At 67.7% G+C, this 25,674-nt stretch carries 21 protein-coding genes and 1 tRNA gene; 19 read left to right on the plus strand and 3 right to left on the minus strand.

Translation table 11 applies throughout. The features are described from left to right. Positions 1-69: 69 nt before the first annotated feature. A complete protein-coding gene (pyk, locus tag ASE87_RS05180; RefSeq protein ID WP_056226458.1) occupies positions 70-1,518 on the plus strand; it encodes a pyruvate kinase in 1,449 nt (482 codons plus the stop codon). A gap of 85 nt (positions 1,519-1,603) precedes the next feature. Continuing rightward, a complete protein-coding gene (locus ASE87_RS05185) occupies positions 1,604-2,230 on the plus strand; it encodes a hypothetical protein (RefSeq protein WP_056226461.1) in 627 nt (208 codons plus the stop codon). A 126-nt stretch (positions 2,231-2,356) separates the two neighbouring features. Here the strand turns inward: ASE87_RS05185 and ASE87_RS05190 are convergent, their stop codons facing one another. Then, the gene (locus ASE87_RS05190; protein WP_043592793.1) at positions 2,357-2,560 is read right to left on the minus strand and encodes a cold-shock protein; all 204 of its coding nucleotides are present in this window, start codon (positions 2,558-2,560) and stop codon (positions 2,357-2,359) included. Between the two features lie 292 nt (positions 2,561-2,852). Next, positions 2,853-2,938, minus strand: a tRNA-Leu gene (locus ASE87_RS05195). A gap of 39 nt (positions 2,939-2,977) precedes the next feature. On the opposite strand from ASE87_RS05195, the gene ASE87_RS05200 reads away from it, so the two are divergent. Further along, positions 2,978-3,583: an ANTAR domain-containing response regulator gene (locus ASE87_RS05200; RefSeq protein ID WP_043592796.1), complete on the plus strand. Its 606-nt coding sequence runs from the start codon at positions 2,978-2,980 to the stop codon at positions 3,581-3,583. 61 nt (positions 3,584-3,644) lie between these two features. Here the strand turns inward: ASE87_RS05200 and ASE87_RS05205 are convergent, their stop codons facing one another. After that, on the minus strand, positions 3,645-3,995 hold the full coding sequence (locus ASE87_RS05205) for a PaaI family thioesterase (protein WP_235472223.1): 351 nt from the start codon (positions 3,993-3,995) through the stop codon (positions 3,645-3,647). Positions 3,996-4,181: 186 nt separating this feature from the next. On the opposite strand from ASE87_RS05205, the gene polA reads away from it, so the two are divergent. The 16 genes from polA (at position 4,182) to gap (ending at position 25,613) form a co-directional block, all read left to right on the plus strand. Further along, positions 4,182-6,854, plus strand: a complete 2,673-nt coding sequence (polA, locus tag ASE87_RS05210) for a DNA polymerase I (RefSeq protein ID WP_056226901.1) — start codon at positions 4,182-4,184, stop codon at positions 6,852-6,854. Between the two features lie 351 nt (positions 6,855-7,205). Beyond that, on the plus strand, positions 7,206-7,967 hold the full coding sequence (locus ASE87_RS05215) for a DeoR/GlpR family DNA-binding transcription regulator (protein ID WP_043592798.1): 762 nt from the start codon (positions 7,206-7,208) through the stop codon (positions 7,965-7,967). A 113-nt stretch (positions 7,968-8,080) separates the two neighbouring features. After that, positions 8,081-9,277, plus strand: coding sequence for a PTS mannitol transporter subunit IICB (locus ASE87_RS16620; RefSeq protein WP_052505062.1), 1,197 nt, complete (start codon positions 8,081-8,083; stop codon positions 9,275-9,277). Positions 9,278-9,324: 47 nt separating this feature from the next. Further along, positions 9,325-9,633: a PTS lactose transporter subunit IIB gene (locus ASE87_RS16625; protein ID WP_043592799.1), complete on the plus strand. Its 309-nt coding sequence runs from the start codon at positions 9,325-9,327 to the stop codon at positions 9,631-9,633. Between the two features lie 2 nt (positions 9,634-9,635). Beyond that, positions 9,636-10,100: a PTS sugar transporter subunit IIA gene (locus tag ASE87_RS16630; protein ID WP_043592800.1), complete on the plus strand. Its 465-nt coding sequence runs from the start codon at positions 9,636-9,638 to the stop codon at positions 10,098-10,100. Between the two features lie 26 nt (positions 10,101-10,126). Continuing rightward, a complete protein-coding gene (locus tag ASE87_RS05235; RefSeq protein ID WP_043592801.1) occupies positions 10,127-10,396 on the plus strand; it encodes an HPr family phosphocarrier protein in 270 nt (89 codons plus the stop codon). A 125-nt stretch (positions 10,397-10,521) separates the two neighbouring features. Then, the gene (locus ASE87_RS05240) at positions 10,522-12,213 is read left to right on the plus strand and encodes a DUF885 domain-containing protein (protein ID WP_056226464.1); all 1,692 of its coding nucleotides are present in this window, start codon (positions 10,522-10,524) and stop codon (positions 12,211-12,213) included. Positions 12,214-12,381: 168 nt separating this feature from the next. After that, positions 12,382-13,830, plus strand: coding sequence for a 30S ribosomal protein S1 (rpsA, locus tag ASE87_RS05245; protein WP_043592805.1), 1,449 nt, complete (start codon positions 12,382-12,384; stop codon positions 13,828-13,830). Positions 13,831-13,908: 78 nt separating this feature from the next. Further along, complete coding sequence (gene coaE, locus ASE87_RS05250) at positions 13,909-14,559, plus strand: dephospho-CoA kinase (protein ID WP_056226466.1); 651 nt, start codon at positions 13,909-13,911, stop codon at positions 14,557-14,559. Positions 14,560-14,569: 10 nt separating this feature from the next. Beyond that, positions 14,570-16,636, plus strand: coding sequence for an excinuclease ABC subunit UvrB (gene uvrB, locus ASE87_RS05255; protein WP_043592809.1), 2,067 nt, complete (start codon positions 14,570-14,572; stop codon positions 16,634-16,636). Continuing rightward, a complete protein-coding gene (locus ASE87_RS05260; RefSeq protein ID WP_056226469.1) occupies positions 16,626-17,540 on the plus strand; it encodes an SDR family NAD(P)-dependent oxidoreductase in 915 nt (304 codons plus the stop codon). Before uvrB ends, ASE87_RS05260 begins: the two co-directional genes overlap by 11 nt. Before the next feature lie 70 nt (positions 17,541-17,610). After that, positions 17,611-20,562 carry an excinuclease ABC subunit UvrA gene (gene uvrA / locus ASE87_RS05265; RefSeq protein WP_157489685.1) on the plus strand — a complete coding sequence of 984 codons (2,952 nt, stop codon included), beginning with the start codon at positions 17,611-17,613 and terminating at the stop codon, positions 20,560-20,562. Beyond that, positions 20,559-22,466 carry an excinuclease ABC subunit UvrC gene (gene uvrC / locus ASE87_RS05270; protein ID WP_043595018.1) on the plus strand — a complete coding sequence of 636 codons (1,908 nt, stop codon included), beginning with the start codon at positions 20,559-20,561 and terminating at the stop codon, positions 22,464-22,466. The genes uvrA and uvrC overlap by 4 nt, the downstream gene beginning before the upstream one ends. 40 nt (positions 22,467-22,506) lie before the next feature. After that, positions 22,507-23,388, plus strand: a complete 882-nt coding sequence (gene rapZ, locus ASE87_RS05275) for an RNase adapter RapZ (protein ID WP_055972789.1) — start codon at positions 22,507-22,509, stop codon at positions 23,386-23,388. A 68-nt stretch (positions 23,389-23,456) separates the two neighbouring features. Beyond that, positions 23,457-24,437: a DNA-binding protein WhiA gene (gene whiA, locus ASE87_RS05280; protein ID WP_043595016.1), complete on the plus strand. Its 981-nt coding sequence runs from the start codon at positions 23,457-23,459 to the stop codon at positions 24,435-24,437. A gap of 171 nt (positions 24,438-24,608) precedes the next feature. Next, positions 24,609-25,613 carry a type I glyceraldehyde-3-phosphate dehydrogenase gene (gap, locus tag ASE87_RS05285; protein ID WP_043595015.1) on the plus strand — a complete coding sequence of 335 codons (1,005 nt, stop codon included), beginning with the start codon at positions 24,609-24,611 and terminating at the stop codon, positions 25,611-25,613. The last annotated feature ends 61 nt before the right edge of the window (positions 25,614-25,674 follow it).

Below are 25,674 nucleotides of genomic sequence, written 5' to 3' on the forward strand. Positions count from 1 at the left end.
CGACGGGAATAGGGTGGGAGTCGGGCTGTAGTCGTCCCTCCCCCCTTTCCCCCCACACGAACGGAACACATGAGACGCGCAAAGATCGTCGCCACCCTCGGGCCGGCGACGTCGAGCTACGACGACATCCGGGCGATCATCGACGCCGGCGTCGACGTCGCCCGCATGAACCTCAGCCACGGAAGCTACGACGTCCACGAGGGCGTCTACGCGAACGTCCGCCAGGCGTCCGCCGACTCGGGCCGCGCCGTCGCGGTCCTCGTCGACCTGCAGGGCCCCAAGATCCGCCTCGGCAAGTTCGCCGACGGTCCGCACGACCTCGAGGTCGGCGACGTGTTCAAGATCACCACGGACGAGATCCTGGGTTCGAAAGAGATCTGCGGCACGACGTTCAAGGGCCTGCCCGACGACGTCAAGGCGGGCGATCCACTCCTGATCGACGACGGTCGCGTCAAGCTGCGCGTCCTCGAGACCGACGGGACCGTCGTCACGACCGAGGTCGTCGTGGCCGGGACCGTCTCGAACAACAAGGGCATCAACCTCCCGGGCGTGGCCGTCAACGTCCCCGCTCTGTCCGAGAAGGACGAGGCCGACCTGCGTTGGGGTCTCCAGCTCGGTGCCGACCTGATCGCCCTCTCGTTCGTGCGTGACGCGGACGACGTCGTGCGCGTGCACGAGATCATGGCCGAAGAGGGCCGGAAGGTCCCCGTCTACGCCAAGATCGAGAAGCCCCAAGCGGTCGACAACCTCGAGGCGATCATCGACGCGTTCGACGGCATCATGGTCGCCCGCGGTGACCTCGGCGTCGAGCTGCCCCTCGAGGCCGTGCCCATCGTGCAGAAGCACGCGGTCGAGCTCTCGCGTCGCATGGCCAAGCCGGTCATCGTCGCCACGCAGATGCTCGAGTCGATGATCTCGAGCCCGATCCCCACGCGAGCCGAGACCTCCGACGTCGCGAACGCCGTCCTCGACGGCACGGACGCGGTCATGCTCTCGGGCGAGACGAGCGTCGGCGAGTACCCCGTCATCACGGTGCAGACGATGGCGCGCATCGTCGCCTCCACCGAAGAGCACGGTCTCGAGCGCATCCCCCCGCTGGGCACCCGTCCCCGCACCCAGGGCGGCGCCATCACGCTCGCCGCGGCCGACGTCGCCGAGTTCGTCCAGGCGAAGTTCCTCTGCGTCTTCACCGAGTCGGGTGACTCGGTCCGTCGCATGTCGCGTCTCCGCCACGCGATCCCCATCCTGGCCTTCACGCCCAACGAGGCCATCCGTCGCCGCATGGCCATCAGCTGGGGCGTGCAGTCCTACCTGGTCGAGACCGTCACGCACACCGACGCGATGTTCGCGCAGGTCGACGACATCCTGCTCGGCAACGATCTCGCCGAGTCGGGTGACAAGGTCATCGTGATCGCCGGGTCCCCTCCCGGAATCGCGGGTTCGACGAACGACCTGCGGGTGCACCGTGTGGGCGACGCTCACGGCGAGGCCGCCCCGGCCTACGCATCGCAGCCCTGACACACCGCGACACTCCTGGCGAAGCCGGGGCGATCCCACCGGATCGTCCCGGCTTCGTCGTGGCGGCGGGGCGTACGCTCACCGCATGTCCGTGGACGCCCGACACCCCTCGTGCTTCGAATTCGAGGCTCGCTTGTACGTCGTGCCGTCGTGGAGCGGTCACGGCGTGGCCGAGACCCGACGCAGCCTCGGTCCCCAGATGCCGGAGACCGGCCGAGGAGGCGCGGGGCCGGGCCGGTGGGCGACCCTCGGGGCCGTCGTCGGCGGTTCGTTCCTCGGGGGAGTAGCCGCGACGGTCTGGCGGGTCGACGGGCTCTGGGCCCTGTCGCTCATCGTCGTCCTGGGGGCCGTGGTGGGTGCCGTTCTCGCCATCGGCACGCGGACGATCTTTCGTGAGGGAACCGACGACCAGGTGCCTGCTGCCGATGCGACGAGCCCGTCGGACGGCCCCCTTCCGGTCGTCGAGGTTCCCTGGGACGTGGCCCGCGCGGCTCCCGAGGACTCCACCGGGGACGAACTCGTCCTCTGGTCGACCCTCACCAGCCGGTATCGCGACGCCCGTGAAGCCCTGGTCGCCGGCGGCGGTGACGACGACCGGTTCACCGATCCCCGCGAGGCCGGAGCACGGATCGCCGAGTGGGAAATCGCCTACCGGACGGCCAGCCAGGACTACGAGCCTGTGGCGCGCCTCCTCGGCTTTCCGCTTCCGTGAGACTCCGCCCTCTCGGTCCCACGAGCCGGAGACGGAGAAAGCCCCGACCCGCGTGAGCGGATCGGGGCTTTCGGTTCAGTGGCGGGCGAACCCGCCGACTGACGGCGTCACGAGGACGCCACCGAGTCAGATGACGCGGATGTTCTCGGCCTGGAGGCCCTTGTTGCCCTGAGCCGTGTCGAACTCGACCTTCTGGTTCTCTTCCAGGTTGCGGTAGCCGTCGCCGGCGATCGCGGAGAAGTGCGCGAAGACGTCAGTGGTTCCGTCGTCGGGGGTGATGAAGCCGAAGCCCTTTTCGGAGTTGAACCACTTAACGGTGCCTGTTGCCATTTTTCTATTTCCTTCAATCAGAGTTGTCGATCTCGATTTCGAGATCGCTCGTCGCGGTGCCTTTTTGTCCGCTCCCTCTGAGAACGACGCCACCGTCGGAACCCCTCTCGGTGAGAGGAGGCCTTCGGCACGTCGCGAGATACAAATGCGTAACACAACAACCAGTGTCATCAGCGTAGTGCACGGATGCCTACGGGCACACCCTCTGGGCGGAACTCGTGTCGGCGTGTCGTCTCGAAGGCCGGACGAGGCAAGGAGAGCCACATCTCGTCGGCCTGGTTCTCGACGGGGCTGGTGCCGGATGTGGGACTCGAACCCACACGCCCTCACGGACAGAGCATTTTGAGTGCTCCGCGTCTGCCATTCCGCCAATCCGGCGCACAACAACCGGGTCGACAATACCGTAGGCTTCACGTCGTGAGTGACCAGGAAGCAACCCCAGCAGCACCCCGTCGCGTCGTCGTGGCCGAAGATGAGTCCCTCATCCGCCTCGACATCGTCGAGATCCTCCGCGACAACGGTTTCGAGGTGGTGGGCGAAGCCGGAGACGGCGAGACCGCGGTCGCCCTTGCGACCGAGCTGCGCCCCGACCTCGTCATCATGGACGTCAAGATGCCCCAGCTGGACGGCATCTCGGCCGCCGAGCGGCTCTCGAAGGCGCACATCGCGCCCGTCGTCCTGTTGACGGCCTTCAGCCAGAAAGAACTCGTCGAACGGGCGAGCGAAGCCGGCGCCCTCGCCTACGTCGTGAAGCCCTTCACGCCCAACGACCTGCTGCCCGCGATCGAGATCGCCCTCTCGCGGTACGCACAGATCATCACCCTCGAGGCCGAGGTCGCCGACCTGGTCGAGCGGTTCGAGACCCGCAAACTCGTCGACCGGGCCAAGGGCCTCCTCAACGAGAAGATGGGTCTCACCGAGCCCGAGGCCTTCCGCTGGATCCAGAAGGCGTCGATGGATCGACGCCTGACGATGCACGACGTGGCCCAGGCGATCATCGAACAGCTGAGCGCCAAGAAGTAGTCGTCCGCGACGAGAGAAGGCCCGCCCCGACGACCGGAGCGGGCCTTCTCCCGTCGGTGGCCTAGTCGCGAGCGTCCGTGAGGAAGTTCGTGATCCGCACCGTCGACAGGAGACGACCTCGATCGTCGGTCATGACGACCTGGTGCGTGGTGAGCGTGGAGCCGAGGTGCAGGGCCGTGCAGGTGCCCGTCACCCACCCCGTCGCCGCCGACCGACTGTGACTGGCGTTCAGTTCGATGCCCATGGCGACTCGGCCGGCTCCGGCGTGGACGTTCGCGGCCACCGACCCCAGGGTCTCCGCCAGGACGACGTGCGCGCCACCGTGCAGGATGCCGACCGGCTGCGTGTTGCCCTCCACGGGCATCCGGCCCACGGCCCGCTCGGCACTCATCTCGTCGATGACGATGCCCATCTTCTCGGCCAGCGCGCCGACGCCTCGACGGCGGAACAGCTCGACGGCGGCGTCGCTCAGGGACGCGTCCGAGGAGACGGTCCTCTCGGCGTCGTTCGGGACGGCGGACGGACTGCTCATGGCTCTCCGGGTGATCGGACCGAGGCGCCCGGCGACGGTGTCGGGGGTGCCCGCTAGGCTGACGTGGTGACGGACGACACGAAGCCTACCCTCCTGGTCATCGACGGCCATTCCCTTGCTTTCCGGGCGTTCTACGCCCTGCCGGTCGACAGTTTCGTGAATCGCGAAGGCCAGCACACCAACGCCATCCACGGCTTCATCTCGATGCTGCTCAGCCTGCTCAAGGCCGAGAAGCCGACGCATCTCGCCGTCGCGTTCGACATCTCGCGTTTCTCCTTCCGCACCCGTGAGTACCCCGAGTACAAGGGCACTCGCTCAGAGACGCCGCCCGAGTTCGTCGGCCAGATCCCGCTCCTGCAAGAGGCGCTGCACGCCATGGGCATCACCACGATCACGAAAGAGGACTTCGAAGCCGACGACATCCTCGCGACCCTCGCCACCCGCGGTCGCGACGACGGGTACCGGGTGTTGGTGGTCTCCGGCGACCGTGACGCCATCCAGATGGTCAACGACGACGTCACGCTCCTCTACCCCTCGGCCCGCGGTGTGAGCGAGCTCACGCGGTACGACCGCGACAAGGTCTTCGAGCGGTACGGCATCGAGCCCAACCAGTACCCCGAGGTCGCCGCCCTGGTCGGCGAGACGAGCGACAACCTCATCGGCATCGACAAGGTGGGGGAGAAGACAGCCGTCAAGTGGATCAACCTCTACGGCGGTCTCGACGAGATCATCGCGCGAGCCGACGAGATCAAGGGCGTCGTCGGGCAGAAGCTCCGCGAGCAGAAAGAGAACGCCGTCCGCAACCGCCGACTGAACCGGCTCGTCACCGACGTCGACCTCCCGGTGGGCCCCGGAGACCTCGAACGCCGGGGCATCGACGAGGCCGCCGTTCGCGAGCTGTTCGACAAGCTGCAGTTCCGAACGCTGCTCGACCGCGTCCTGGCCTTGTCCGAGTCGGGCGACCCGTCGACGGCGAACGCGGGTGAGGCATCGGTGACGGCGGCCCCCGAGGGCCTCCCGGTCGTCCGGACCCTCATCGACGAAGAACTCGCCTTCTGGCTGAAGAAACACGCGTCCGACCCCGAGAAGCCCGTCGGCCTGACGGTCGAGTACGGGACGGACGGCATCGTCGGGCTCGGCATCTCGTCCCTCGACGAGTCGGCGTACGTGCCGTGGGCCGCCGGACGCGGCGACTACGTCGCCCTCGAGGCCTGGCTCGACGACGCCACACCCAAGGTGGTCCACGACGCGAAGCGGGCCTACAAGGCTCTCTCGCGCGCCGGTCTGACGCTGACCGGCATCGTCGGCGACCCCCGGGTCGCCGCCTGGCTGCTGCGCCCGGGCCGCACATCGTTCGCACTATCCGACCTCGTCTACGAGCAGCTGGGCGAGACCCTGCCCGTCGGTGACCCCAACCAGCTCGTGTCGGCCGAGGACGACGTCAACGTGGCATCCGAGGCCTGGTACGTCCTCCGGCTCTCCGAGTCGTTCGTGGCCGCCCTCGACGAAGGCTCCCGACGAGTGCTCACCGAGATCGAACTGCCGCTCGTGCCGGTGCTCGGCGACATGGAGCTCACGGGCGTCGCGGCGGACCGCGACACCCTCAAGGCACTCTCGCTGCGTCTGGGTGAACAGGCCGGCGAGCTGGCCACGGCGGCCTTCGCCGAGATCGGCCGCGAGGTCAACCTCGGCTCACCCAAGCAGCTGCAAGAGGTACTGTTCGAACAGCTCGAGATGCCCAAGACCCGGGCGACCAAGACGGGCTACTCGACCGACGCCGCCTCCTTGGCCGATCTGCAAGAGAAGCACCCGCACCCCTTCCTCGACCTGCTGTTGAAGCACCGCGACGCGACGAAGCTGCGCCAGATCATCGAGACCCTCGAGAAGTCGATCGCCGACGACGCCCGCATCCACACGACCTACGACCAGACGGGCACGACGACCGGGCGCATCTCGTCCGTCGACCCCAACCTCCAGAACATCCCGGTCAAGGCCGCCGTCGGGCGAGAGATCCGCGCCGCGTTCGTGCACGGGCCCGACTACGAGACGCTCCTCACGGCCGACTACTCGCAGATCGAGATGCGCATCATGGCGCACCTCTCGGGTGACGAGGGGCTGATCCAGGCGTTCAACGAGGGCGAGGACTTGCACCGGTTCGTCGGTGCCCGCATCTTCGGGGTGGAACCCGCCGACGTCAGCCCTGCCATGCGCACCAAGGTCAAGGCCATGTCCTACGGCCTCGCCTACGGGCTCAGCGCCTTCGGCCTGTCGAAGCAGCTGCGCATCGAGACGGCAGAGGCACGCCAGCTCATGACCGACTACTTCGCCCGTTTCGGTGCCGTACGCGAATACCTCCGCAACGTCGTCGAGCAGGCTCGCGAAGACGGATACACCGAGACCATCTACGGTCGGCGCCGCCCGTTCGCCGACCTCAAGTCCCCCAACCGCGTCCTGCGCGAGAACGCCGAGCGGGCCGCGTTGAACGCGCCGATCCAGGGCTCGGCGGCCGACATCATGAAGATCGCGATGCTCGGCGTCCGGTCCGAACTCGACGAGCGAGAGATGGGCTCGCGCGTCCTGCTGCAGGTGCACGACGAACTCATCGTCGAGGTCGCACCGGGCGAGGTCGACGACGTGCAAGAGATCGTCAGCCGACGCATGAGCAGCGCGGCCGACCTGCGTGTGCCGCTCGACGTCAGCGTCGGCCTCGGCGAGAGCTGGGACGCAGCAGCCCACTGACCAGACGACGTCCGTGCCTGAGAGGCCGACCACCCGAGGTCGCCTCCAGGCCGTGGTCGGCGACGGCGGGCCGGCTGGTCCTGCGGTTCCGAACCCGCGCCTCCTCGTGTCCCTCCGCTCAGGCCCCCGCTCGGGCACGTGATGCCCGTTCCTCGGGTCATCAGCTGCCCATCGGGCAGTGAATCACCCTCGACCCGGGCACAAACGGACACGACACGCGGCACAGACTTGACCGGGCCACACAAACGGACTTATATAAGCGCAGATCAACAGCAGTTGAACTCCTTCCGCACTTCCGCACCACCGGTCAGCTCCTCGAGGCTGCCGTGCAGTCCGACGACGAGGTCTCTCATGTACGCACCGGAGCGTCACCAGCAGATCCTCGACACCGCCCTGTCCCGGGGCCGCGTCGAGGTCGCCGGTCTCGCACGAGAGCTCTCGGTCGCGCCAGAGACCGTGCGCCGCGATCTGACCGCCCTCGAGCGCCGGGGCGTCCTCCGCCGCGTGCACGGAGGCGCCATCGCCGTCGAGCGCCTCGGCATCGAGCCGCCCGTGGTCGACCGAGAGGGCACGGCCGCGTCCGAGAAGGAGCGCATCGCGCGGGCTGCCCTCGACGAGCTGCCCGACGGCGGCTCGATCATCGTCGACGCCGGCACCTCCACCATCCGTCTCGCCGAACTGCTGCCCCTCGATCGCGAGCTGACCGTGGTCACGCACTCCCTCGCCGTCGCCACCATCCTGATCAGCCGACCGAACGTCACCCTGCACCTCCTCGGTGGTCTCATCCGGACGCGCACGTACTCGGCGGTGGGGGACTGGACGCGGGCCCAGATCGCCGACGTCTTCGCCGACGTCTCGTTCATCGGCACCAACGGCGTCTCGGTCGAGCGCGGCATCAGCACCCCCGATCTGGCGGAGGCGCGGGTCAAGCGCGCACTCATCGCCGCGTCACGGCGGACCGTCGTCCTCGCCGACCACACCAAGTTCGGTCGCGAGGACTTCGCCAAGGTCGCTCCGCTCACCGACGTCGACACCGTCATCACCGACTCCGGCGTGGACGCCGAGTTGGCCGACGACGTCGAACAGGCCGGCCCCAGGGTCGTGATCGCATGACGCGAGTCCGACCGGCCACCCCCGAACCCCTCCGACGCACCACAGCACCTCACACCCCCTCCACCACCCCACATCCCTCTCGTCGCTGAGAGCAACAAGGAGAAGTCCTCACCATGTCCGAATTCACCCCCACCGTCACCGGTACGGGAGCCCGAGCACGCGTCCAGCGCTTCGGTGGCTTCCTGGCCGGCATGATCATGCCGAACATCGGCGCCTTCATCGCCTGGGGCCTCATCACGGCCCTCTTCATCCAGACCGGTTGGACGCCGGTTCCCCAGCTCGGCGGCTTCGGCGAGATGTCGGACGGCACGCCGTGGCCCGGTCTCGTCGGCCCGATCATCAAGTACCTCCTGCCGATCCTGATCGCCTACACGGGTGGTCGCATGGTCCACGGTCAGCGCGGTGCCGTCATCGGCGCCGTCGCCGTCATGGGCGTCATCGTCGCGACCGACGTGCCGCAGTTCCTCGGCGCGATGATCGTGGGCCCGCTCGCCGCCTGGGTCCTGAAGCAGTTCGACAAGCTCGTCGACGGCCGCATCAAGTCCGGCTTCGAGATGCTCGTCAACAACTTCTCGCTCGGCATCATCGGTGGCGCCATGGGCGTCCTGGCCTTCTTCGGCCTGGCCCCGGTCACCACGGCGATCACGAACGTCTTCGGTGGCGCCGTCGGGTTCCTCGTCGACCGCGGCCTCCTGCCCCTGGCGTCGATCATCATCGAGCCCGCCAAGGTGCTGTTCCTCAACAACGCCATCAACCAGGGCATCCTGACCCCGCTCGGTGGCACGCAGGTTCAAGAGGCCGGCAAGTCGATCCTCTTCATGCTCGAGTCGAACCCCGGCCCGGGCCTCGGCATCCTCCTCGCTTACCTCTTCTTCGGTCCCCGCGCCATCCGCCCCTCGGCGCCGGCCGCGATCATCGTCCACTTCTTCGGTGGCATCCACGAGATCTACTTCCCGTACGTGCTCATGAAGCCGATCCTGCTCGTCGCCGCCGTCCTCGGTGGTGCGACCGGCATCGCGACCTTCGCGCTCTTCAACGTCGGCCTCGTCGGTCCCGCCTCGCCCGGCAGCATCATCGCCTACACGCTCGTCGCCGCCCGCGGGGACCTTCTCCCGATCTACCTGGGTATCCTGCTCTCGGCGGCCGTCTCGTTCGTCGTCTCGTCCCTCCTGATGGGCTTCGGCCGCAAGGAGAACCGCGAGGCCCGTGCCGAGGACACCGCCGCACAGGAGCAGGCTCTCGCCGACGCCCAGGCCGCCACCGCGGCCAACAAGGCCACCAGCAAGGGCACCGCGGCACCCACCGCCTAGCCCGCCCGCACCACCAGTCAGCACCACCACCACACAAGGAGAAGGTCATGGCAACCCTCGACGGTTCCAGCATCAAGAAACTCATCGTCGCGTGCGACGCGGGCATGGGCAGCAGCGTCATGCTGGCGTCCACGCTCAAGAAGCAGCTGAAGAAGAGCGGTGTCACCGTCGAGCACTCGCCCGTCGCGTCGATCCCGTCGGATGCCGACGTCGTCGTCACCCAGAACAACCTGGCCGAGCGCGCCCGCGGTGTCGTGCCGAACGTGCCCGTCGTGCCGTTCCAGCTGTTCATGGGAGACCCCAACGTCGCCAAGATCGTCAAGGCGATCCAGGACGGCTCGACGGTCGAGGTCTGACGATGACCGACCAGCAGGCACCCGAGCTCTCGGCGCTCCTCGCCGAGTCGTCCATCCGACTCGACGAGGTCGCCGCCTCGCGTGACGAGGCCATCCGCAAGACGGGTCAGGCGCTCATCGACGCGGGCGCGATCGACGAGACGTACGTCGACGCGATGTTCGAGCGTGAGAACTCGGTGTCCACCTACGTCGGCGAGGGTGTGGCGATCCCGCACGGCACCCTTGCCGGCAAGGACTCGGTCAAAGAGGACGCCCTCGTCGTCCTGCGGTTCCCGACCCCGGTCGACTGGGACGGCAACGAGGTCTCGGTCACGGTCGGCATCGCCGCCAAGGGCAACGGCCACATCGCGATCCTCAGCCAGCTGGCCAGCATCCTGATGGACCCCGACAAGGCCGCCGCCCTGCGCGGGTCGACCACGACCGCCGAGGTCTACGAGTTGCTCGCGTCGACCGACGACGACGACTGACCCCCACCCCCTCCAGAGGAGAAGACATGCCAGAACGTTCCGTCACCATCGCCTCGAGCGTCGGGCTGCACGCCCGTCCCGCCTCGTTGTTCAGCCAGGCCGCCGGCAAGACCGGCGCCAAGGTCACGTTGACCTCCGCAGCCGGCAAGAGCGTCAACGCCGCGAGCATCCTCGGCGTGCTCTCGCTGGGCATCGGCCACGGTGAAGAGGTCGTCGTCGCGACCGAGGGCGACAACGCCGAGGCCGCCCTCGACGAGCTCGTCGCGCTCCTCGCGACCGACCTCGACAAAGAGTAGGCACCAGCACCGACACGGGACGCCCGCCGACGAGAGTCGGCGGGCGTCCCGTTCGTCGTGGGAGCCGAGGAAGCGCGGTGCGGGGCCCCCTGCACCGCGCCTCCTGCGTCACTAGGCTCGTCGGCATGACCGATGCCACGACGACGCCGACCCCTCGCACACCGACCCCCGTGGACGCGGTCGCCGAACGATGGGTGGACACCCTCTGCGAGCTCGACCCCACGACCGCCACCTGGATCGGTCGTGAGGGCCGGACGGGTGATTACGGCGACTACTCGCCCGACGGTCATGCCCGACGCATCGAGGCCGTCCGGGCCACGTTGGCCGAACTGCGGTCCACCACTCCCGTGGACGACGTCGACCGGGTCACCCGGGACGACCTGACGAACGAGCTCGAGCTCGAGCTGCTCTACGCCGAACAGCGACTCGAGTTGCGCGACCTCAGCGTGATCGCGTCGCCGGCCCAGGGCATCCGCGACGTGTTCGACCTCATGCCCACCGCATCCGAGGGCGACTGGGGCGACGTCGCGACCCGTCTCGGTCGGGTCCGGACCGCCGTCGACCAGTACGTCGAGACGTTGCGCGCGGGCATCGCCGGGGGAGTCACCCCCGCCCGGCGCCAGGTCGAGAAGGTGGCCGAGCAGTGTGCCCGCATCGGTGCCGACGACGGCTTCTTCGCCGAGTTCGTGCGGGGCGCCCGGCTCGGTGACGGCACCGAACCCGGAACGGCGCTCGGCCGGGACCTCACCTCGGGCGCCTCGTCGGCGGCGGAGGCCTACGTCGACCTCCGACGCTTCCTGCTCGACGAGTTGCTCCCCGCGGCGACCGCCGACGACGCCGTCGGGCGCGACGCCTACGCCCTGCACTCGCGACGGTTCCTCGGAGCGACGGTCGACCTCGACGAGACCTACGAGTGGGGGATCGACGAGCTCGCCCGGATGACGGCCGAACAAGAAGAGGTCGCCCGGCAGATCGAACCCGGGGCGTCGGTCTCCCGGGCCATCGAGCTGCTCGACGCCGACCCCGCGCGCCAGCTCGACGGCACCGACGCGCTCCGCGCCTGGATGCAGGAACTCAGCGATCGCGCGGTCGCCGAGCTGGGCCGAGACCAGTTCGACATCCCCGAGCCCGTCCGCCGGCTCGAGTGCCGCATCGCACCGACCAAGGACGGCGGCATCTACTACACGAGCCCCAGCGACGACTTCTCACGTCCCGGACGCATGTGGTGGTCCGTGCCCGAGGGGGTCACCCGCTTCGGCACGTGGCGCGAGACGACGACGGTCTTCCACGAGGGGGTCCCCGGCCACCATCTCCAACTCGGTCAGGCCGTCCACAACCGGGCCACGCTGAACACGTGGCGTCGACAGCTGGCCGGCACCTCGGGGCACGCCGAGGGCTGGGCCCTGTACGCGGAACGGCTCATGGACGAGCTCGGTTTGTTGGGCGACCCGGGCGACCGGCTGGGCATGCTCGACGGTCAGCGCATGCGTGCAGCGCGTGTGGTGCTCGACATCGGGGTCCACCTCGGCAAGCCGTTCCCCGGCGGCGGCGGGTCGTGGGACGCGACGAACGCCTTCGCCTTCATGTCGGACAACGTCAACATGGACACCGAGTTCGTGCGCTTCGAGGTCGACAGGTACCTCGGCTGGCCGGGGCAGGCGCCGTCGTACAAGGTCGGTCAGCGCATCTGGGAAGACCTCCGCGCCGAACGCGCCCGTCGAGACGGCGCGGCCTTCGACGTCAAGGCCTTCCACCGGGACGCCCTGGGGCTGGGCGGGGTCGGGCTCGACACGCTGCGGCGGGCGCTGCTGTCCTGAGTCGTCGCGACCGCCGACACGCCGTTGCCCGCACCTGCGGCACCGCGCTAAGATGACCGAGCGCTATCTGCGTCGACATTTCCGCACGCCGCGTTCGACACACCCTCCCGAACACCGTTCGAGGGACGAGCACGGCCCGATTCATGCCCGTACTGGAGCACTAACTACATGACAACCGTAACGACCAAGGCACCCAAGCAGGTCGCCATCAACGACATCGGATCCGCTGATGACTTCCTGGCCGCGGTCGAGAAGACCCTGAAGTTCTTCAACGACGGCGACCTCATCGAGGGCACCGTCGTGAAGATCGACCGCGACGAGGTCCTCCTCGACGTCGGCTACAAGACCGAGGGCGTCATCCCCTCGCGCGAACTCTCGATCAAGCACGACGTCGACCCCACCGAGGTCGTCGAGGTCGGTGACACGGTCGAGGCCCTCGTCCTCCAGAAGGAAGACAAAGAAGGCCGTCTGATCCTGTCCAAGAAGCGCGCTCAGTACGAGCGTGCCTGGGGCGACGTGGAGAAGATCAAGGACGCCGACGGCGTCGTCACCGGTACGGTCATCGAGGTCGTCAAGGGTGGCCTCATCGTCGACATCGGCCTCCGTGGCTTCCTCCCCGCATCGCTCATCGAGCTGCGCCGCGTCCGCGACCTCACGCCCTACCTGGGCCAGGAGATCGAGGCCAAGATCCTCGAGCTCGACAAGAACCGCAACAACGTGGTCCTGTCGCGCCGTGCCCTGCTCGAGCAGACGCAGTCCGAGAGCCGCACGACCTTCCTCAACAACCTCCACAAGGGCCAGGTCCGCAAGGGCGTCGTCTCGTCGATCGTCAACTTCGGTGCGTTCGTCGACCTGGGCGGCGTGGACGGCCTCGTGCACGTCTCGGAGCTCAGCTGGAAGCACATCGAGCACGCCAGCGAGGTCGTCGAGGTGGGCCAGGAGGTCACCGTCGAGATCCTCGAGGTCGACCTCGACCGTGAGCGCGTGTCGCTCTCGCTCAAGGCCACCCAGGAAGACCCGTGGCAGGTGTTCGCCCGCACGCACGCGATCGGTCAGGTCGCTCCGGGCAAGGTCACCAAGCTCGTCCCCTTCGGTGCGTTCGTCCGCGTGGCCGACGGCATCGAGGGTCTCGTGCACATCTCCGAGCTGTCGGCGAAGCACGTCGAGCTGGCCGAGCAGGTCGTCGCCGTCGGCGACGAGGTGTTCGTCAAGGTCATCGACATCGATCTCGACCGCCGTCGCATCTCGCTGAGCCTCAAGCAGGCCAACGAGGGCGTCGACCCCGAAGGCACCGAGTTCGACCCGGCGCTCTACGGCATGCTCACCGAGTACGACGACCAGGGCAACTACAAGTACCCCGAGGGCTTCGACCCCGAGACGAACGAGTGGCGCGAAGGCTTCGACTCGCAGCGCGAGAAGTGGGAGCAGGACTACGCTGCCGCCCAGGCGCGCTGGGAAGCCCACAAGAAGCAGGTCGCTGCCTCGCTCGTCGAAGAGACGACGTTCGACGCTCCCACGGGTTCGTCGTTCTCGGCCGAGTCCGCTTCGGGCGCGGGCACCCTCGCCGACGACGAGTCGCTCGCCGCACTGCGCGAGAAGCTGTCGAACAACAACTGAGTCCGTCCGGTCTCGACCAGAAGGCGGTTCCCCCTCGGGGGAGCCGCCTTCCGGCGTTTCCGGCGTAGTCTCGACGTCGTGTTCGTGTGTGGATTGACCGGTGGCATCGCCGCCGGCAAATCGGTCGTGGCCCGTCGACTCGCCGAACGGGGCGCGGCGCACATCGATGCCGACGCCCTCGCGCGCGAGGTGGTCGAGCCCGGATCGGCGGGACTCGCGGCCGTCGTCGACCGCTTCGGATCCGACGTCCTGCAGCCCGACGGCTTCCTCGACCGAGCCGCCCTGGGGGCGATCGTCTTCGCCGACCCCGCCGCACGCCGTGATCTCGAGGAGATCACCCACCCGGCCGTGCACGAGCTCTCCGCCCGGCGCATGACCGACGCCGTCGCCGACGACGCGGGTCGCGTCGTCGTCTACGACGTGCCGTTGCTCGTCGAATCACGGGGGACCGACGGCTTCGACGTGATCGTCGTCGTGAACGCCCCGCGCGAGGTCCGCCTGAGGCGACTCGTGGAACTCCGCGGGATGAACGACGAGGAGGCGCGGCGGCGTGTGGACGCGCAGGCGGACGACCGGACGCGACTCGCCGTGGCAGACCTCGTCGTCGACTCCTCGGGTTCGCTCGAGCACACCCTGGAGCAGGCTGACGACCTCTACGATCGACTGCGTTCGCTGTCAGCGGCGAAGCAGGCGGCCTCCCACGACACGAGTGTCGGTGGTCCCTCGTAAGCTGGAATCCATGGAACCGACCCGCAGTGTGCGCCCGTTCGAAGTCATCAGTGAGTTCGAGCCCAGCGGCGACCAGCCGGCCGCCATCGCCGAACTGGCGGGGCGCATCAACGCCGGCGAGACCGACGTCGTGCTGCTCGGTGCCACCGGAACGGGCAAGTCGGCGACCACCGCCTGGCTCGTCGAGCAGGTGCAACGGCCCACGCTCGTGCTGGCCCACAACAAGACGCTCGCGGCCCAGTTGGCGAACGAGTTCCGCTCGCTGTTCCCGAACAACGCCGTCGAGTACTTCGTCTCGTACTACGACTACTACCAGCCCGAGGCCTACGTCCCGCAGACCGACACCTTCATCGAGAAGGACAGCTCGGTCAACGCCGAGGTCGAGCGGTTGCGTCACTCGACGACGAACTCGCTGCTGAGCCGACGTGACGTCATCGTCGTCTCGACGGTCTCCTGCATCTACGGTCTCGGCACTCCCGAGGGCTACATGGAGGCCATGATCGCCCTCCAGGTCGGCATGCGGATCGATCGCGAGACGCTGATCCGCCGGTTCGTCTCGATGCAGTACCAGCGCAACGACATCGATTTCTCCCGCGGCAACTTCCGCGTACGCGGAGACACGATCGAGATCATCCCCATGTACGAAGAGCTGGCCATCCGCATCGAGATGTTCGGCGACGAGGTGGAGGCTCTGTACGCCCTCCACCCGCTCACGGGCGACGTCGTCAAGACGATGGACGCCGTCTCGGTCTTCCCCGGTTCGCACTACGTCGCGGGCACCGACGTCATGCACCGCGCCATCGGCACCATCAAGGACGAACTCGCCACCCGCCTGGACGAGCTCGACAAGCAGGGAAAGCTCCTCGAGTCCCAGCGCCTGCGCATGCGCACGACCTTCGACCTCGAGATGATGGAACAGATCGGCTTCTGCAACGGCATCGAGAACTATTCCGCGCACATCGACGGCCGGTCGCCCGGCGAGGCGCCCCACTGCCTGCTCGACTACTTCCCCGACGACCTGCTCGTGGTGATCGACGAGTCGCACGTCACCGTGCCCCAGATCGGTGCCATGTACGAGGGAGACGCTTCGCGCAAGCGCACCCTCGTCGACCACGGATTCAGGCTTCCCAGTGCCCTCGACAACAGGCCGCTCAAGTTCGAGGAGTTCCTCGACCGGGTCGGCCAGAAGGTCTACCTCTCGGCGACACCGGGCAAATACGAGCTGGGCATCACCGACAGCGTGGTCGAGCAGATCATCCGACCCACCGGGCTCATCGATCCCGAGATCGTGGTGAAGCCGTCCGCGGGCCAGATCGACGACCTGCTCGAAGAGATCCGTACGCGGGTCGAGATCGACGAACGCGTCCTGGTCACCACCCTGACCAAGAAGATGGCCGAAGAACTCACCGACTTCCTCACCGAGGCGGGTGTGCGGGTGCGGTATCTGCACTCCGACGTCGACACTCTCCGGCGGGTCGAACTCCTCACCGAACTGCGACAGGGCGTCTACGACGTGCTCGTCGGCATCAACCTGCTCCGTGAGGGCCTCGACCTCCCCGAGGTGTCGCTCGTCGCGATCCTCGATGCCGACAAAGAGGGCTTCCTCCGTTCGTCGACGTCCCTCATCCAGACCATCGGCCGCGCGGCCCGCAACGTCTCGGGTCAGGTGCACATGTACGCCGACGTGATGACCGACTCCATGAAACAGGCTCTCGAAGAGACCGATCGTCGTCGCGAGAAGCAGGTCGCCTACAACCTCGAGAGGGGCATCGACCCTCAACCACTCCGCAAGAAGATCGCCGACATCACCGAGGTCCTGGCCCGCGAGGGTGCCGACACCGCACGCCTCCTCGCGGATCGCCAGGGCGGCAAGCGCGCCCCGACGCCGAACCTCCGCCGCGAGGGCAAGGCTGCCAGCGCGGCGAACGGCCTCGAAGCCATCATCGCCGACCTCAACGAGCAGATGCTGCAGGCCTCCGCCGAGCTCAAGTTCGAGTTGGCCGGTCGGCTCCGCGACGAGGTCGCCGACCTGAAGAAAGACCTGCGGCAGATGGAGGCTGCCGGTCATGCCCGGTGATCGTCGCCGCGTCGTCGTCACGGGTGCGACGGCGGGGCTCGGCTACTACTCCGCCGAGCGGCTCGTCACGGCCGGTCATCAGGTCGTCCTCGCGGCTCGCGACGCCGAGAGGGCCGTCCGGGCCGCCGATCTCCTCCGCAGCCGCGTGCCCGGGGCGGACGTCGACACGGTCGCGCTCGACCTGGCCGACCTCGCGTCGGTCCGCTCTGGTGCGTCCGCCATCGCCGCCGGGGGACCGGTCGACGGCCTCCTGGCCAATGCGGGCGTCGTCGGCTCCCGTCGGCGTCAGGCGACGACCGACGGATTCGAACTCCAATTCGGCACCAACCATCTCGGCCACTTCGCCTTGGTCTCGCACCTCATGCCGGCCCTCGAGTCGGCAGGGCAGGCTCGAGTCGTGCACCTCGGCAGCATCAGCCACCGGTGGGTGCGACTCGACCTCGACGACCCCATGATGGTCTCGAGCTACGCCGGGGCCGTCGCCTACGCGCGATCCAAGCTGGCGGTCATGACCTTCGGCTTCGACCTCGATCGTCGCCTTCGAGCCGCCGGATCGTCGGTCTCCAGCGTCGTCGCCCACCCCGGGTTCTCCTGGGACTCTCTCAGCGACCCGCGTCCGCCCGTCGTCGAACCCCATCGCCCTCCCGCCGTCCTCACCTCGATGATGCACACCTTCTCCCAGGGAAAAGAGGTCGGAGCAGAGCCACTGGTCCAGGCCGTCGTGGGCGAAGACGTCGTCGGCGGGGAATACTGGGGTCCGGCCGGATGGTTCCAACTGACCGGCGCGCCGGCTCGTGTTCCCGCCAAACGTCATACCCGCGACGAGTCGGTCGCAGCCCGTCTGTGGCAGGTGTCGGCCGACCTGACGGGGGTCCAACCCGTCATCTCGTCCTCGGCCCCCTGACCCGGCGCCGCCGGCCGTACCTCCTGCGGGCCCGCCCGCCACGACGACGAGCGTCGTCCACATCGACAGAATGGTAAGAGTGTCCATCTCACCTGTAGAAGGTTCCTCCACGCTGAGCGTCCGGGGTGCCCGTGTGCACAACCTGGACAACGTCGACCTCGAGATCCCGCGTGACTCGTTGGTCGTCTTCACCGGGTTGTCCGGCTCCGGCAAGTCGTCCCTCGCATTCGACACGATCTTCGCCGAGGGTCAGAGACGCTACGTCGAGTCGCTGTCCGCCTACGCGCGGCAGTTCCTGGGTCAGGTCGACCGGCCCGACGTCGACTTCATCGAGGGCCTCAGCCCGGCCGTCTCCATCGACCAGAAGTCCACGAACCGCAACCCACGGTCCACGGTCGGCACGATCACCGAGATCTACGACTACATGCGCCTGCTCTGGGCACGCATCGGCGTGCCGCACTGCGCCGTCTGCGGTGAGAAGATCAGCAAGCAGAGCGTGCAGCAGATCGCCGACCAGCTCATGACGCTCGAGACGGGCACCCGCTACCAGGTGCTGAGCCCCGTGGTCTCGCAGAAGAAAGGCGAGTTCGTCGATCTGTTCGCCGAGCTCGCGTCCACGGGCTATTCCCGGGCCATCGTCGACGGTGAGCAGATCCAGCTCAGTTCCCCGCCCAAGCTGAAGAAGCAGATCAAGCACGACATCTCGGTCGTCGTCGATCGCCTCGTCGCCTCCGATCAGGCGCTGACCCGTCTGACCGACTCCCTCGAGACCGCCCTCCGCCTGACCGACGGCCTGGTCACGATCGACTTCGTCGACACCGACGAGGGCGCAGCCGGCAAGTACCGGACGTTCTCCGAGAAGCTCTCGTGCCCGAACAACCACCCCGTCCAGCTCACCGAGATCGAGCCTCGGACGTTCTCGTTCAACGCCCCCTTCGGCGCCTGCCCCGAATGCTCCGGTCTCGGCACCAAGATGTCCGTCGACTCCGACCTGCTGCTCGGCGACCCCGAACTGAGCCTCGCCGACGGTGTCATCCTTCCCTGGACCCAGTCCGGCAAGGGTCTCTACAACTACTTCCAGAAACTCCTCGAGGGTCTGGCCGGCGATCTCGGCTTCAGCCTCAAGACTCCGTGGCACGACCTGCCCGAGAAGATCCAGCACGCCGTCCTCCAGGGCAACGACTTCGAGGTCACGGTCAAGTGGCGGAACCGTTTCGGGCGTGAGATGACGTACTCGACCGGTTTCGAGGGTGTGATGCCCTACATCGAGCGCAAGTACGCCGAGGCCGAGACCGACACCCAGCGACAGCGCTACGCGTCCTACCTCCGCGAGATCCCGTGCGTCGTGTGCAAGGGCAAGCGGCTCAAACCCGAGGTCCTCGCCGTCCTGGTCGACGGGAACGACATCGCGACCGTGTCCGAGCTCAGCCTCGCCGACGCCTTCGAGTTCATGAACAGCCTCACCCTCACGACCCGCGAGGCGCGCATCGCCGCCCAGGTCCTGCGAGAGATCCGGGTCCGACTCGAGTTCTTGCTCGAGGTGGGACTCACGTACCTCTCGCTGGCCCGCGCCGCCGGGTCCCTCTCGGGTGGCGAGGCCCAGCGCATCCGCCTCGCGACCCAGATCGGCTCCGGCCTCACCGGAGTGCTCTACGTCCTCGACGAGCCGAGCATCGGCCTGCACCAGCGCGACAACCGCCGCCTGATCGACACGCTGGTCAAACTCAAGAACCTCGGCAACACGCTGATCGTCGTCGAGCACGACGAGGACACCATCAAGACGGCCGACTGGGTCGTCGACATCGGTCCGGGTGCCGGCGTCAACGGCGGCACGGTCGTGCACTCGGGCAGCTACGAGGACCTCGTCGCGAACACCGACTCGTACACGGGCGACTACCTCGCCGGACGGCGCTCCATCGAGACCCCGACCAGCCGTCGTCCCGTCGACAAGAAGCGCATGATCTCGGTCGTCGGCGCCAAGGCCAACAACCTGCGCGACGTCACGGTCGACTTCCCCCTGGGTACCTTCGTCGCCGTGACGGGCGTCAGCGGTTCCGGCAAGTCCTCCCTCGTCAACGACATCCTGTACAAGGTCCTGGCGAACCAACTCAACGGAGCCCGTCAGATCCCCGGCAAGCACACACGTGTCACGGGGCTCGACGCCCTCGACAAGGTCGTCCACGTGGACCAGGCGCCGATCGGCCGCACCCCGCGCTCGAATCCCGCGACCTACACGGGCGTGTTCGACCGAATCCGCACCCTCTTCGCCGAGACGACCGACGCGAAGGCCCGCGGTTACCTTCCGGGTCGGTTCAGCTTCAACGTCAAGGGCGGCCGCTGCGAGAACTGCGCGGGTGACGGCACGATCAAGATCGAGATGAACTTCCTGCCCGACGTCTACGTGGCCTGCGAGGTCTGCGGCGGCGCGCGGTACAACCGCGACACCCTGGCGGTGCGGTACAAGGGCAAGAACATCTCCGAGGTCCTCGAGATGCCGATCAGCGAGGCCGCCGAGTTCTTCGCCCCCATCTCGGCGATCTCGCGCTTCATGTCGACCCTGGTCGACGTCGGCCTGGGCTACGTGCGACTCGGTCAGAGCGCCACCACGCTGAGCGGTGGCGAGGCCCAGCGCGTCAAGCTCGCGACCGAGCTGCAGAAGCGATCGAACGGTCGCAGCGTCTACGTGCTCGACGAGCCGACCACCGGTCTGCACTTCGAGGACGTCCGCAAGCTCCTCCTCGTGCTGAACGGTCTCGTCGAGAAGGGCAACACCGTCATCACGATCGAGCACAACCTCGACGTCATCAAGTCCGCCGACTGGCTCATCGACATGGGCCCCGAAGGAGGCGCGGGTGGCGGTACCGTCATCGCCACCGGTACGCCCGAGCACCTCGCCACCGTGTCCGAGAGCCACACAGGCGTCTTCTTGAAGGAGATCCTCGAGTCGGGTCACACCGTGCCTCGCGTCCAGAAGAAGAAGGCCACGCCGACGCGACGTCGGGAGGCCGTCGAAGCCCGATGAGCAACACCGTCTCCTGGCGCCCGAAGGCGGGCGAGATCCCGACAGACCCTGGCGTCTACCGCTGGCGTGACGAGCGGGGCCGGGTCTTGTACGTCGGCAAGGCCAAGAACCTCCGGGCCCGGCTGAGCAACTACTTCGCCCCGCTGCCTTCCTTGCACGAACGAACCCGACGGATGGTCCTGACCGCGAGGTCGGTCGAATGGACCGTCGTGGGCAGCGACATCGAGGCCCTGCAGCTCGAGTACACGTGGATCAAAGAGTTCGATCCTCCGTTCAACGTCAAGTTCCGCGACGACAAGACCTACCCCTTCATGGCCGTCACCCTGGCCGACGAGGCGCCCCGGGTCATGGTCACGCGGAACCCGCGCATCAAGGGGGCGAAGTACTTCGGGCCGTACCCGAAGATCTGGGCGGTCCACGACACCATCGACCTGATGATCAAGGTCTTCCCGATCCGCACGTGCTCCGACAGCAGCTACAAGAAGGCCATGCAGACGGGCAAGCCCTGCTTCCCGGGGCAGATCGGTCGTTGCGGCGGGCCCTGCTCGCACAAGGTGTCGATCGAGGAGCACCGGGCGATCGTCGACGAGTTCGTCAAGTTCATGGGCAGCTACGACAAGCGGGTGATCGCCGACCTCCAGCGCTCGATGAAGACGGCCGCCGTCGAGCAGCGCTTCGAGGACGCAGCCACGTACCGTGACCAGGTGCAGGCCCTCGAGGCCGTGCTCGACAAGTCGGCGGTCGTCCTCCGCGACAACGTCGACCTCGACCTCTACGCCCTCGCCGAGGACGAGCTGGCGGCCGCCGTCCAACTCTTCACGGTGAGGGGCGGTCGCATCCGTGGTTCCCGCGGATGGGTCGTCGACAAAGAGATCGACATCTCGACCGGCGACCTCGTCGAGCAGGTCCTGCAAGGCATCTACACGGCCGGCGCCGAGCTTCCCCGCGAGATCGTCGTGACCGAGACCCCGGACGACAACGACGCCCTCGAGAGCGTGCTGAGTTCCCTCCGCGGGCGCGGACGGGTGCAGATCCACACGGCACAGCGAGGTGAGAAGGCGAACCTGATGCAGACGGCGACCCTCAACGCGCAGCAGTCGCTCATGCTCTACAAGACCCGTCGCAGCGCCGACTTCGCCACCCGGTCGACCGCCCTGGCCGACATCCAGGAGGCCCTCGGCATGAGCGACGCTCCCTTGCGCATGGAGTGCTACGACGTGTCCCACCTCTCGGGCACGAACATCGTCGCCTCGATGGTCGTGTTCGAGGACGGCCTGCCGCGGAAGGACCAGTACCGGCGATTCAACATCCCGCAGTCGACCGACGACACGGAGTCGATCTACCAGACCCTCAGCCGCCGGCTCTCGCGCCTCGACGACGAACTCGCCCCCGTCGAGGAGGTGGGTGAGCAACGCAAACGGTTCGCGTACCGCCCCAACCTCCTCATCGTCGACGGCGGACAACCCCAGGTGGCAGCGGCCCGACGAGCACTCGACGACGCCGGCGTCACCGACATCGCCCTGTGCGGCATCGCGAAGCGGCTCGAAGAGATCTGGCTGCCCGACGACGATTTCCCTGTGATCCTGCCGCGTAACAGCGACGCGCTGTTCCTGATCCAGCGCATCCGGGACGAGGCGCACCGGTTCGCGATCACGCACCAGCGGCAGCGACGCAAGCGTGACATCTCGACGCAACTGGCCGAGATCCCGGGGCTGGGCCCCTCCCGCGTGGCCGTGCTCCTGAAGCACTTCGGCTCGGTCAAGCGACTGAAGGACGCCGAGCTCGCCGACATCTCGGCGATCCGCGGCATCGGACCGACGCTCGCCGCGGCCGTCGTCGAACGGCTCCGCGGAGCCGAGGACGTGACCGTCGACGACGCCGCGCCCCCCACGAGCCCCGCCTAGACTCGATGCACCGCCCGCCGACCCGGAGGACACCACCGACATGAGCGACGTCAGCGAACAGCAAGAGGTCCTGATCGTGACGGGCATGTCCGGTGCCGGGCGGTCGACGGTCGGCAACGCCCTCGAAGACCTCGACTGGTACGTGGTCGACAACCTGCCCGCGCAGATGCTGCGACCGTTGCTCGACCTGGCCGAGCGCGCGGGGGACTCCCTCCCCAAGATCGCGGCCGTCGTCGACGTCCGCGGCGGTCGCCTCTTCAGCGAGGCACAAGAGGCCGTCCGCACCCTCCGGGCGAGCATGCCCAGCAAGGTGCGCGTCCTCTTCCTCGACGCGACCGACGCAGCCTTGGTGCGGCGTTTCGAGCAAGTCCGGCGGCCACACCCGCTGCAGGGCGACGGCACGTTGCTCGACGGCATCCTCGCCGAGCGTGCACGAATGGAAGAACTCCGAGAGACCAGTGACGTGATCATCGACACGTCAGAACTCAACATCCATCAGCTGGCCACGACGATCTCCGAGAAGTTCGCCGAGTCCGACCGTGCCGGGGTGCAGGTGACCGTCCTCAGCTTCGGGTTCAAGTACGGCCTGCCCACGGACGCCGACATGGTGGGCGACGCACGGTTCCTCCCCAACCCGTTCTGGGTGCCCGCACTCCGGCAGCAGTCGGGGCTCGACGAACCCGTCACGACGTACGTCATGCAGCAGGACGGGGCACGGGAGTTCGTCGACGCCTTCGCCGCCTCGCTCGTCCCCGTGTTGTCGGGCTATCAGCGTGAGAACAAGAGACACGCTACGATCGCCATTGGCTGCACCGGGGGCAAACATCGATCGGTCACCCTCGTGGGTGAACTGGCGGCGCGTCTGCGTGGACTCCCCGGCGTGGCCGTCAGCGTGAAACACCGCGACCTCGGCCGAGAATGACCCACCGAGGTCCTTCAGCACGCCCGTGTACCGACGACAAGTCGACCTGACGAAAAGGAACAACCGGAGTGGCCCAGACTGCCGACGTCAAAGAAGAACTCGCCCGCGTCGAGGTGAGCAGGACGACGATCCGGGCTGCCGAGCTCGCCACCGTCCTCCGTTTCGCCGGGGGACTGCACCTCATCTCCGGTCGGATCGCGGTCGAGGCAGAACTCGACTCGGCCCTCATCGCTCGACGGGTCCGCAAAGACCTGGCCGAGCTGTACGGGGCGCGGAGCGACGTGGCCATGACGGCTCCCTCGGGTTCACGACGCACGCCCGGGTTCCTCGTGCGGGTCCACGAGGCCGGCGAGACGCTTGCCCGTCAGACCGGACTCATGGACGCCCGCCGACGACCCGTGCGCGGCCTGCCGAACCGGCTCACGACCGGCTCGCGCGACGATCTCGCCGCGATCTGGCGCGGGGCCTTCCTCGCCCAGGGCTCCCTGACCGATCCCGGTCGTTCCGCCTCGCTCGAGGTCGTGTGCCCCGGCAACGAGACCGCCATGGCGCTGGTCGGGGCCGCCGGCCGACTCGGCGTCGCGGCGAAGGCCCGCGAGGTCCGCGGCGTCCACCGCGTGATCATCCGTGACGGCGAGGCCATCGGCACCATGCTCAAGGTGATGGGTGCCGAGAAGAGCGTCACCGACTGGGAAGAGATGCGGCAGCGCCGGGAGGTGCGCGCGACCGCGAACCGACTCGTCAACTTCGACGACGCGAACCTGCGACGCTCGGCCCAGGCCGCCGTCGCCGCCTGCGCCCGGGTCGACCGGGCCATGGAACTCTTGGGCGACGACATCCCCGATCACCTCAAGTACGCGGGCGAGCTGCGACTGGCCCATCGTGACGCCAGCTTGGACGAACTCGGTCACCACGCCGACCCCCCGATGACCAAGGACGCCGTGGCCGGACGCATCCGCCGTCTCCTCGCCATGGCCGACAAGAAGGCCAGCGACCTGGGCCTGCCGGGTACGGACGCCAATCTCCCGAACGACCTCGACCTCGACTGACGGCCGGCGGAGCGGGTCCCGTGACGTCACGGGACGACGAATCCGAGGGGGCTGCTGCTACTGTCGTAAGCGGTGTCCGACCCGAGGTCATCGAGAGTTCGGGCGTCGCCACGGGCCTGGTCGCCCACACCCTCCACGCGTCCCCACGACGCCTGATCATCAGGAGTTTCATTGACCGTCAAGATCGGCATCAACGGCTTCGGTCGCATCGGCCGTAACTACTTCCGCGCGGCGCTCGCCAAGGGAACCGACATCGAGATCGTCGCCGTCAACGACCTGACCGACAACGCCGCCCTCGCGCACCTCCTCAAGTTCGACTCGATCACGGGTCGTCTCGACGCCACCGTCGAGCTGGACGGCGACTCGATCGTCGTCGACGGCAAGCCGATCAAGGTGCTCGCCGAGCGCGACCCCGCCAACCTGCCCTGGGGCGAGCTGGGCGTCGACATCGTCGTCGAGTCGACCGGCTTCTTCACCAAGGCCGAAGACGCGCGCAAGCACATCACCGCCGGTGCCAAGAAGGTCCTCATCTCGGCTCCTGCCACCGGTGACGACGCCACCATCGTGTTGGGCGTGAACGAGGGCATCTACGACCCCGCCAACCACCACATCATCTCGAACGCGTCGTGCACGACGAACAGCCTCGCGCCCCTGATGAAGGTGTTCCTCGACAACTTCGGTGTCGAACGCGGTCTCATGACGACCGTCCACGCGTACACGGCCGACCAGAACCTGCAGGACGGCCCGCACAAGGACCCCCGTCGTGCCCGCGCCGCCGCGCTCAACATCGTCCCGACGTCCACCGGTGCCGCCAAGGCGATCGGCCTCGTGATCCCCGAGCTCGCCGGCAAGCTCGACGGCTACGCCCTGCGTGTTCCCGTCCCCACCGGCTCGATCACCGACGTGACCCTCGAGACCAGCACACCGGTGACGGTCGAGCAGATCAACGCCGCGTACAAGGCCGCTGCCGAGGGCGAACTCAAGGGCATCCTCGCCTACTCCGAAGACCCGCTGGTGTCCACCGACATCACGACCGACCCGCACTCGTCGATCTACGACTCCGGGCTCACCAAGGTCATCGGCAACCTCGTCAAGATCACCTCGTGGTACGACAACGAGTGGGGCTACTCGAACCGCCTCGTCGACCTGACGAAGTACGTGGCCGACCGCCTCTAGTCCGACCTCGATGCCCCGGCCCTCACGGGCCGGGGCATCGTCCTCCAACCCCGAAACGAAC

Source organism: Frigoribacterium sp. Leaf44, from assembly GCF_001421865.1.
GTDB lineage: Bacteria > Actinomycetota > Actinomycetes > Actinomycetales > Microbacteriaceae > Frigoribacterium.

What these genes read in the sequence shown, in the direction of transcription:
- ASE87_RS05215 (WP_043592798.1), top strand. Translation starts at nt 7,206, where the DNA reads ATGTACGCACCGGAGCGTCACCAGCAGATCCTCGACACCGCCCTGTCC.
- ASE87_RS05185 (WP_056226461.1), top strand. Translation starts at nt 1,604, where the DNA reads ATGTCCGTGGACGCCCGACACCCCTCGTGCTTCGAATTCGAGGCTCGC.
- ASE87_RS05260 (WP_056226469.1), top strand. Translation starts at nt 16,626, where the DNA reads ATGCCCGGTGATCGTCGCCGCGTCGTCGTCACGGGTGCGACGGCGGGG.
- ASE87_RS05240 (WP_056226464.1), top strand. Translation starts at nt 10,522, where the DNA reads ATGACCGATGCCACGACGACGCCGACCCCTCGCACACCGACCCCCGTG.
- pyk (WP_056226458.1), top strand. Translation starts at nt 70, where the DNA reads ATGAGACGCGCAAAGATCGTCGCCACCCTCGGGCCGGCGACGTCGAGC.
- ASE87_RS05235 (WP_043592801.1), top strand. Translation starts at nt 10,127, where the DNA reads ATGCCAGAACGTTCCGTCACCATCGCCTCGAGCGTCGGGCTGCACGCC.
- ASE87_RS16630 (WP_043592800.1), top strand. Translation starts at nt 9,636, where the DNA reads ATGACCGACCAGCAGGCACCCGAGCTCTCGGCGCTCCTCGCCGAGTCG.
- uvrB (WP_043592809.1), top strand. Translation starts at nt 14,570, where the DNA reads ATGGAACCGACCCGCAGTGTGCGCCCGTTCGAAGTCATCAGTGAGTTC.
- ASE87_RS16625 (WP_043592799.1), top strand. Translation starts at nt 9,325, where the DNA reads ATGGCAACCCTCGACGGTTCCAGCATCAAGAAACTCATCGTCGCGTGC.
- ASE87_RS16620 (WP_052505062.1), top strand. Translation starts at nt 8,081, where the DNA reads ATGTCCGAATTCACCCCCACCGTCACCGGTACGGGAGCCCGAGCACGC.
- rapZ (WP_055972789.1), top strand. Translation starts at nt 22,507, where the DNA reads ATGAGCGACGTCAGCGAACAGCAAGAGGTCCTGATCGTGACGGGCATG.
- uvrA (WP_157489685.1), top strand. Translation starts at nt 17,611, where the DNA reads ATGGTAAGAGTGTCCATCTCACCTGTAGAAGGTTCCTCCACGCTGAGC.
- ASE87_RS05190 (WP_043592793.1), bottom strand. Translation starts at nt 2,560, where the DNA reads ATGGCAACAGGCACCGTTAAGTGGTTCAACTCCGAAAAGGGCTTCGGC.
- ASE87_RS05205 (WP_235472223.1), bottom strand. Translation starts at nt 3,995, where the DNA reads ATGGGCATCGTCATCGACGAGATGAGTGCCGAGCGGGCCGTGGGCCGG.
- rpsA (WP_043592805.1), top strand. Translation starts at nt 12,382, where the DNA reads ATGACAACCGTAACGACCAAGGCACCCAAGCAGGTCGCCATCAACGAC.
- uvrC (WP_043595018.1), top strand. Translation starts at nt 20,559, where the DNA reads ATGAGCAACACCGTCTCCTGGCGCCCGAAGGCGGGCGAGATCCCGACA.